Below are 9167 nucleotides of genomic sequence, written 5' to 3'. Positions count from 1 at the left end.
TGTACTTCAATCAGGATCAGCTCGCCATCCGTGGTTTCAGCGAGAATATCAACTCGGTTAGTTTTATCATCGAGTGTCTCTTGATTAGCTTCGCTTTCCAGAAGGGTTTTGATGGTAATATCAAAATTCAACAACTCACTTATAAACCCTTCCAAAACACCAAAGTTAGCTTTATTCCGCAGCAGTTTTTTGATTGCCCAATCAAAGCGAATATGTGTATCTGGCATTGTCTTGTGCTGGTGCTACTGTTCTCGATTATCTCGATTATATGTAAATTTTACTAATTGACTAAATTGGTAAAATTTATCATAATCGGCATAATCTTGGATTCCTTTCACAAAAATCAACGGATTAAGCATTTTACCTAGAGGATGTTCCGATGACTTACCCAAACCCACCCTGGACACTACAAGGCTACGCCATCCAAACCTTGCAGCTGATTGATATTGAGCGAGTGCGATCGCTAATTCCCCCAGAATTTGACATCGTCTCCCTCTGGCCAGGAAAGACTCTAGGTGGGGTGTATCTATCCCTGTACGGCTCAGGGTCAGTCCTAGAATACAGTGAATTAATTGTAGTTGCTGGCAGAGTGCGCTATTCCCGCAAAACTGGCGGCTGGATTTCCCACATCTACGTCGATAACCACGATTCTGTCGCAGGTGGTCGAGAAATTTGGGGATTACCAAAAGAGATAGCTGAGTTCACCTGGGAAAAATGCGAACGACCAAAGGTCACGCTACGCGAACGCCCTACCAGATATCAACATCGGGTCACCGTCCGTCAAGGAGAGAATACCCTGTGCCGCTTCAGCTACAATCACGCTAAGTTTGGCTGGCAAGTCCCTCTAAATGACAATGTCTTAAGCACCCTCTCAGGCAATATTCTCTACTTCAACGGTGATTTTAAATCCCGCTTAGGCTTAGTGGGTAGCCAGTTAGAGGTCCCACCTGAGAGTCCCTTTGCCAATCTAGGGCTCAAGCAACCATGGTTAACCCTTGATATGGATAAGCTGTGCTTAATCGCTGGTGTACCAGAAGTAGTAGGACAACTAAATTCATCCTTGATAATTCATGCTTGATACTTGATACTTCTGACTTTATTCAAGCTGGTGTAACCAAGCGTTTCCGGAGAGATTCTGCTCGACGCTTAGCGGTAGAATTCTTGGGTTCATACTTGAGCGCCTCATCATAAGCTTCTAAGGCTTGAGCAGTTAATTGCTTGCGCTCATAAACATGACCGAGATTGTTGAGGGCTGTGACATATCCAGGCTCTTGCTTCAAGGCTTCTTTGTACTGGCGAATAGCCAGATCATACTGTTCTTTGGCACAATAGGCGAAACCCAAAGCATTATAGACAGGAGCAAGGTTTTCTTCGTCAGCATCAGTCCCTTTCAAGGCTTTTTGAAATAGCAGGATAGCTTGACCAAAGAGCTTCTTGTCCGCATAAATACTGCCCAATTCATAATACTCTATAACCGTCCCCCGGTCTTTTTGCAGCTTTTTTTCCAACCGAGAGAGAGTGGTTTCAATTTTACGAGTTTTGAGAACTTGGCGCAGCACAGCGACAGTAACACCAGCAAGTAGGACTAGCAAAACTGAGAGATAAATAGTTGGCAGTGTATCATTCATAAGGCTTGACAGTTTTTCTTCTTAATGGTAATCCCCAAACAGTTGCTCGTTGAGCTAACCAACCATCTGCTTGCCAACGTGCGATCGCATTATTCACGCGCTGCTTTAGCTTGGTGTATTGTAACCCCTTAGGCATCACCACACACAAGGCTTCACCCGAGAGCCACACTGGTAGCATCCGATACTCAGGATAGTCTTGTACCCAGCCACTGAGAATGCTCTTATCGGCAGCAAAAGCATCAGCCCTACCATTTTCTAAAAGCGATCGCGCTTCTTGGTAGGAATCTACTCCCACCACCCTAGATTCCGGTAAAGCATACTGCACGACGGCAATTGTGCTAGAATGATTGAGTATGGCGATGGTTCTGCTATGGAGATCACCCAATCTGGTAATTAAGGGGTCTTTAGTAATCAAACCCGTGCCATCCAGGTAGTAGGGGATACTAAAATCCACTAATCGGCGGCGAGGTGCTGTGGCTGTGACTCTAGCAATTGTCAGGTCAACTTCACCGTCCAAAACCACCTTAAGTCGGTCAAGATTTCCCACCTGCTGCAACACCACCGCATCAGAATTACCTAACAGTTCTTCTGCTAGACGTCGTGCTAAGTCAATTTCCAATCCTTGTAACTTGCCATCGGCATCCCTATATCCCAAAGGGCGCAGATTATCTTTGACAGCAACTATCAACTGACCCCGCTGCTCTATTTCCTCAAGTTGAGCACTCCCAACCCGTAACGGTGTCAAAAAAGACATCGCCGTCAATCCGAATACCATACCAAAGTTGAAGAATTTTTGCTTAAGCATCGGTTGGGGAATCAAAATTGGTAAAGAAATTGGTAAAAATGTAAGGTATTCCCTGTGAATTCAGGAACTTAACTGAACAAGAAATACCCAATTAAATACCAATTAAATACCAATTAAAGATACTAAGTGAAGAGGGGTGAGCTAACTATTATAATCTATAATAATCAAAATAACCAAAGTTTTTTTATCACCCGACAACTTAATCCTTTACGGATTACCTATTTACCCAAAACCCAAGTTTTTAAGCTTGCTAAGCATTCAGCCGTCAGCGATTGGCCTTGGCCTATGGCCACGCGGGGCGCGTTTGGCCAAAAGCTGAAGGCTGACCGCAGACGCGCGTAGGGTGCGCGTAGCGCATATGCTTACTCAGCTTTAGCCGCTAATTCCACCACTTTGTTAAAGCTATCTGGATCCAGCACTGCCAGCTGTGCCAACATCTTGCGGTTAATTTGGATATTGGCTTTTTTCATTTGACCCATCAGCTGGCTGTAGCTAATGCCATTTTGACGTGCTGCTGCGTTAATGCGAGTAATCCACAGACGTCGAAAATCCCGCTTGCGCTTGCGGCGATCACGATAGGCATTCCGCAGCGCTTTCATCACTTGTTGGTTAGCAATGCGGAAGAGTTTCGAGTGGGAACCTCTGAACCCCTTAGCAAGTTTGAGAATTTTTTTGCGCCGCTTACGAGCGACATTACCGCGTTTTACCCGTGTCATGGTTAATTCTAGCTAGTTTGTTTACTTTAGTAGTAGTGTTAGCAGTAATGGTCTACTGTTAAGATTTACATATAAGGCAACATCAGGCGAACATTATCCGCATCCCGTTCGTCTACCAAGCTCAGCTTAGACAAGCGTCCCTTCCTTTCTGAGGTCTTGTGTTCTAGTAAGTGATTTTTAAACGCTTTGCGGCGTCTTATTTTACCACTGCCAGTAGCTCTAAAACGCTTGGCAGCTGATTTGCGGCTTTTTAGTTTAGGCATTGACGGATTATAATAATGGCACAATTTATTATTGTATACCAATTGCTGCGTAATTAAGTGACCGGCTTATTCCTCTTCTGGTAAATTCTTGGGCAAGGTGATGGTAAAGGTTGTTCCGACACCCACTTCACTTTCCAAGTGAATCTTACCACCGTGGGAGTCTACACAACTTTTGACAATTGATAACCCTAGTCCTGTTCCTGGGATTATACCCACATTACTGGCACGACTAAAAGACTCAAACAATTTTGGTTGGTCTTCTTTAGGGATGCCAATACCTTGATCAATTATCTGTAATATGACTTTCTCTTCATCTCCGTTTAGTTGTACTAAAATAGTCCCACCATCGGGAGAATATTTAATGGCATTGGAGATGATGTTAGTCAGAATTTGTCGAAGGATTTTGGGGTCTCCTAATATTGGCTCCCAGTCTCTTTCACTACTAAATATTAGCCGATGTTTAGCCCCAAGGCTTGATTTAATTGGGCAGAATAACTCCTGACAAAATGTTACTAAGTTCAAAGCAACTGGTTTCAATTCTAACTTATCGAATTCTGCTTGATTAATGAATAATAAATCATTGACTAGGGTAGTCATATGTTTGACCGCAGCTTGGATCCGCCAAAAATGTTTAAGTTGCTGAGAATCAGTAAATTTATGACGGTACTTTTCTAGGAGTTCCACAGAGGATAGAATTGTCATTAAAGGTGTACGGTACTCATGGGATATGGTAAAAATAATCCGAGATTTAAGATCACTGACTTCTTTTTCACGCTCCAGTGATTGACGCAATTGCGATTCCAAGTTCCGTAGCTGTTCTAAGTAATCTCTTAGTTCCACTGTGCGAGCTTGGATTCTGGTTTCAAGTTCTTGATTGAGGGCTTCTAAAGCAGCTTGAGCGGAAATGCGATCGCGAATTTCCTGTTGCAGCAGTTGATTTTGCTCAATCAGTTGTGTTTGTAGCTTGTGCAGAGTCAATTGATTCTCCACACGGGCTAAAACTTCCTCAACCTGGAATGGCTTGGTGATATAGTCAGCACCACCAACAGCAAAGGCTTTCACCTTGTCCCAAGTTTCATCCAAAGCACTGATAAAGATTACTGGAACTCCCTGAGTTTTTTGATTAGATTTCAGCTGTTTACAGACCTCATAGCCATCGATCTTTGGCATTATAATGTCGAGTAAAATCAAATCCGGTGGATCAGACAATGCTGATTCCAAGGCAAGTAGTCCATCGATCATGCTCCTAACCTGATAGCCTTCCTCAATCAGGATGGAAGATAGCAGCTGCAAATTGGTTGGTGTGTCATCCACAACCATAATTTCTGCCTGAGTTGCCTCAGCTTGATGGTTATTCATGCTTTAATTAGGTAGAGCGAACCATAGGGGAGAAGCAAATTGGGCAGGAGCATACAGACCAGTAGCCCGCTGATCTGATTGAATCAGAAGGCGGTTTGGCTACCAGTGTTCCTACTCCACGATTCCTTAAACATCATCACGGCGAAAGAACAACATTCGGTACACAGGTTCACCACGAGCGAGGGTGGAAATTTCCCGTTCAGTAGCCACTGGCAGGGGGTTGGTTGGCAGCCAAGCAGTCTCTGGCCGGTAGAAGACTGGATGAGCATCGAAACGCGATCGCATTTCCACTGCCACTTCCTCCACATCGGATTGTAGAAAGACCTCCCCTCCACTGGTCAAATAAGCCCCTAGAGTATCAACCAAGGTGGGCTGCACTATACGTCGTTTGGCTTGTCGCTTCTTGAACCAAGGATCAGGAAATTGAATAGTGACGCGCTGCAAGGCACCAGGGTGCCAAGAGCTAAAGAGTGAATCTATAGAACTATTAGCATTACAGAACAAAAATAGGAGATTGCTCAACCCTAAATCCACCACCTTACTGTTGGCTTGTTTTACCAATGGTTCCCGAATTTCTAACCCCAAAAAATTCCAGTGGGGTTGTTGTGTTGCCATCTGCAATAAAAATTCCCCTCTCCCGCAGCCAATATCCAGATGTAATGGAAGAGCCGTTTGGGCATAAACTTGATTCCAATCCGGAGGACTCACCGGCATCTGATATTGCTTGCTAAGTGGATTAACGTGTTGTCGCACTCGGACTCTAGCCAACCTTAGCACCTCCTTACTTTACTCAGGGGATGGGGGATCAGGGATTAGGGGTTATATCCCTAATCTAGTTGTAAATGTGATATCTAGGTGCGCGCCTTAAGCGGGCGAGTAAATCGCCCTTGGGTCGCACCTCAATGAAGGCAATTCCGACTCATCTGTATTTATCCTAAATGTAATCTTTAAAGTTTTTTATAGACTAAAGCCTAATTATGTCAGGCTAAATTAAAGATTATCCATTATTGTTTAGGTGAGCAGTTAAATGTAACCTAAACAAGGAGTTGTAATGGTATAACAGCAAACGTCATGAGCGATAATTTTAATAATAATTAATCTAGGGTTTAATCAAGAAAAGTTTTAGCTATGAGTTTAAATTTTCGCTTTGCCGTGGTAAGTGACCTACATATCGGGTTACCCCAAACCATCTGGGATCATCCCAATCGGTTTCATTTGGTAGAAGTTAGTATTCCAGTCCTAGAAAGGATTCTGGAGGATTTAGAGCAGAAAGCCTTGGATTTCCTCCTCCTACCAGGAGACTTAACCCAGCATGGTGAACCAGACAATCATGCCTGGTTACAAAAGCGATTGAGCCAGTTGCCTTTTCCAGTGTACGTCGTACCTGGAAATCATGATGTCCCCAATATCTTACCCAATGAACACTCGATTGGACTAAAGGAATTTCCTTACTACTATCGCCAATTTGGTTATGAAAATCCCGAGCAGTTGTACTATACCTGTGAAGTTTTGCCTGGAGTACAGCTGATTGGGTTAAATTCTAACCAGTTCGATACCGGTGGTAAACAGGTAGGGCGTCTTGATCAGCAACAGCTGATCTGGCTTGAGCAAGTGCTTTCCCAGTGCCAGGATAAATTGGTGCTGGTGATGGTGCATCACAATGTGATCGAGCATTTGCCCGATCAAGCTAACCATTCCTTGGGACATCGGTATATCTTGGAAAATGGTCCAATATTACACAATATTCTCAAAACTGCTGGGGTCAATCTACTCTTTACAGGTCACTTGCATGTACAGGATATCGCCTATCAAGAGGGAGTCTACGAAATCACCACAGGTTCATTAGTTAGCTATCCTCACCCCTACCGGATATTGCAGTTGTGTACCGATAATCAAGGAAAAAGATGGTTACAAATTGAATCTCATCGAGTGGAGTCAGTCCCTGGTTGGGAAAACCTACCCCAGATATCTAGAGAATGGATGAGCGATCGCTCTTATCCATTCATGGTGAAACTCCTGACTTCTCCCCCCTTAAATTTACCGTTACCAGATGCCCAGAAACTTGCTCCGAGTCTACGCTACTTCTGGGCTAATATTGCTGATGGTGATGCTGTATTCAACTTTCCTGAGTTTCCTACCCCAGTTCGTCGCTATTTTGAGTCATTTAGCTGCCATACCAGTGATGGTAAACCTGCTCTGATTGATAATCAGACCACTCTGTTGCTGACAAAAAACTAATGACTAAGACGGCTTTTCTTGAATAAATTCAAGCACTACAACTAACCTGATAAGCTCAGGGATTTCCTCAACCAGGGAAGCCATCCTCTACTCCTTGACCTTGACCAGGGAAGCCATCCTCTACTCCTTGACCTTGACCAGGGAAGCCATCCTCTACTCCTTGACCTTGACCAGGGAAGCCATCCTCTACTCCTTGACCTCGACCAGGGAAGCCATCCTCTACTCCTTGACCTTGACCAGGGAAGCCATCCTCTACTCCTTGACCTTGACCAGGGAAGTCATCCTCTACTCCTTGACCTTGATCCGGTAGCTGAACAGGAATTTCCGGTTCACGCTCACGCTCCGGCTCCGGTTCCGGTTCTGGCTCGGGCTCGGGCTCGGGCTCAGGCTCAGGTTCCGGTTCCGGTTCCGGTTCCGGTTCTGGTTCTGGTTCTGGTTCCGGCTCAGGTTCCGGTTCCGGCTCGGGCTCGGGTTCTGGTTCTGGTTCTGGTTCCGGCTCTAGTGGTTTGTCAACGTCTTCGGGATCCAGTTCAACAGTTTCATCCTCCTGCTCAGTGTTAAGAAACTCACCGGTTTCCAAGGTAGACCTGATATCTAACTGGTTAACCTGATCAGTGATATCGGCATTGGAATTCTCAGAACCCACATCTTGATCGAAGACATCAACACCACCATCAATCACACTAAAATCAGCACTGGGAAACTCGTCCGATTCACTCCCCCGAAGACGAATGAAAGTAGGATTAACAATTATGTTGTTGCCAATAATAGGAACTTGCGCCTCTAGAGCATCTGCAATTTCCCCTCGCACTAAATCCAAAGCTTGATCTGGACTATCCGCCGGTCCTGTCTGGGTCAAATTCAGCCCTTTGACTAATTCACTGGTTTCATAAAACTCTCTGAGGTCAAATTCATAAACCTGCTCAATTTGATCCTCGGTTATAACCACGATCTGCCCAGCTTTTAATTCCTGAACTTGAGAACGAGTGCGATTATAGACCACAATACCGCTATTGGTCAGAGCTCCAACAATTGTTGTATTGGTATCAGATATATATCGCATGAACAGAGCTGACCCCCTAATCCCAGCCACGGCATTGGGTGTACGCACTCGAGTTTTACCCCGATCTGGAGGAATTAACAGCAGTAGTGTGCCATTAGATAGCTCAAAGGTACGACTTCTAGGTATAAATCGAAAGACAGCTAACTCTCCTTGTCGGGCTAGGGAACCATCATTGAAGCGCAGTTGAGCCATGGAGGAGCGAGCTGTTACCAGTGCATCTCCTATCGTCATGGCATCAGATGGACGGGCTGGTCGAGCTGACTGATTTTGAGGAATCAATCGCACTCGGTTACGTAGCTTCTGTAGCACAGCACTAGTTAAGGGAATTTCGGCACTGACTGGTTTAGAACAAATTAGTGAATTAACGCTCCATAGAGAGATGGAAAGTAGTAGGACTGTCTTGCGAAACACGGGGCAACTCCAATAGCTCAAAGGTCAGTATTGTCAGGTAGTTGAGAGGTCAGCATTCAGCTAATGCGCTACAGATGGTGCTACTTGAGGTGCTATCAGCTGATTTAACAGAGATTAAACGAATGCTTAGCTCTTTTCTTGATGCAGTCGCGCTTTAGACCCTGGAACTTTCCCGATCAGAACCTCAAGTAGCGTGGGTGGCACAGGCTTTGGCCTTGGCCTTTAGGCCACGCGGGGCGCGTTTGGCCACGCTGTGCGAACGACGCGCTTGAGGTAGCGCATTAGCTGATAGCTTACGGGGCTTTGGCGTTGCCTTCTCGAAGAGTAGGTACAAAACTCTCCTATACGACATTCTGTAGGCTCTAAGTCAAGTCAGGATATTTTTTCTTCAGAGTAGTATGAAATACAGGTTAGTCAATCCTGAAAACACCGCTGGTGGTTAGTAATTATTAGCTGGGAGAAAAATACCCTACCTGCATTGATCAATTTTGGTAAGCTGTTGCTCATTTAACTTGTCTATTTTTTAGTCAGGGAGCAGAAATCCCCCCTAACCCCCCTTAGTAAGCTATGCTTTATAAACATATTTCTTTACAAAAAACTTGACAAATTTTAGGAATTATGAATAGGAAATAAATAGGGCTGGCTGCATGAAGGCAGAAGGCATACCCGACAAGGCTTTCAAGC

At 44.8% G+C, this 9167-nt stretch carries 10 protein-coding genes; 2 read left to right on the top strand and 8 right to left on the bottom strand.

The genetic code is table 11. The features are described 5' to 3' along the window. The coding region (locus F6K49_RS31245; RefSeq protein WP_293102901.1) for a PD-(D/E)XK nuclease family transposase at positions 1–227 on the bottom strand (227 nt) is incomplete at its 3' end. A gap of 152 nt (positions 228–379) precedes the next feature. Between F6K49_RS31245 and F6K49_RS31240 the strand changes: the two genes are divergently transcribed. Next, positions 380–1078 (top strand): acetoacetate decarboxylase family protein, encoded by a 699-nt coding sequence (locus F6K49_RS31240; protein WP_293019433.1) that lies wholly within the window; start codon positions 380–382, stop codon positions 1076–1078. A 22-nt stretch (positions 1079–1100) separates the two neighbouring features. Here F6K49_RS31240 and F6K49_RS31235 read toward each other — a convergent pair whose 3' ends face one another. From F6K49_RS31235 to trmB, 6 genes are all read right to left on the bottom strand, one after another. Next, positions 1101–1628, bottom strand: coding sequence for a tetratricopeptide repeat protein (locus F6K49_RS31235; RefSeq protein ID WP_293019431.1), 528 nt, complete (start codon positions 1626–1628; stop codon positions 1101–1103). Continuing rightward, positions 1621–2433, bottom strand: coding sequence for a transporter substrate-binding domain-containing protein (locus F6K49_RS31230; RefSeq protein ID WP_293019429.1), 813 nt, complete (start codon positions 2431–2433; stop codon positions 1621–1623). Before F6K49_RS31230 ends, F6K49_RS31235 begins: the two co-directional genes overlap by 8 nt. A gap of 362 nt (positions 2434–2795) precedes the next feature. Next, complete coding sequence (gene rplT / locus F6K49_RS31225) at positions 2796–3149, bottom strand: 50S ribosomal protein L20 (protein WP_008186586.1); 354 nt, start codon at positions 3147–3149, stop codon at positions 2796–2798. Positions 3150–3214: 65 nt separating this feature from the next. Then, complete coding sequence (rpmI, locus tag F6K49_RS31220; protein ID WP_071107370.1) at positions 3215–3412, bottom strand: 50S ribosomal protein L35; 198 nt, start codon at positions 3410–3412, stop codon at positions 3215–3217. 66 nt (positions 3413–3478) lie between these two features. Beyond that, entirely contained in the window at positions 3479–4771 is a 1293-nt protein-coding gene (locus F6K49_RS31215) for a hybrid sensor histidine kinase/response regulator (RefSeq protein WP_293082754.1), read from the bottom strand. Positions 4772–4897: 126 nt separating this feature from the next. Further along, on the bottom strand, positions 4898–5539 hold the full coding sequence (gene trmB, locus F6K49_RS31210; protein ID WP_293019419.1) for a tRNA (guanosine(46)-N7)-methyltransferase TrmB: 642 nt from the start codon (positions 5537–5539) through the stop codon (positions 4898–4900). A 360-nt stretch (positions 5540–5899) separates the two neighbouring features. On the opposite strand from trmB, the gene F6K49_RS31205 reads away from it, so the two are divergent. Further along, positions 5900–7009: a metallophosphoesterase gene (locus F6K49_RS31205; RefSeq protein WP_293071490.1), complete on the top strand. Its 1110-nt coding sequence runs from the start codon at positions 5900–5902 to the stop codon at positions 7007–7009. 67 nt (positions 7010–7076) lie between these two features. On the opposite strand, the gene F6K49_RS31200 is transcribed toward F6K49_RS31205, so the two are convergent. Further along, the gene (locus F6K49_RS31200; RefSeq protein WP_293071489.1) at positions 7077–8483 is read right to left on the bottom strand and encodes a FecR domain-containing protein; all 1407 of its coding nucleotides are present in this window, start codon (positions 8481–8483) and stop codon (positions 7077–7079) included. Positions 8484–9167 lie beyond the last annotated feature (684 nt).

Source organism: Moorena sp. SIO3I6 (assembly GCF_010672095.1).
Note: the sequence above shows the minus strand (reverse complement) of the source record. Positions and strands in the feature narration are given on the sequence as shown.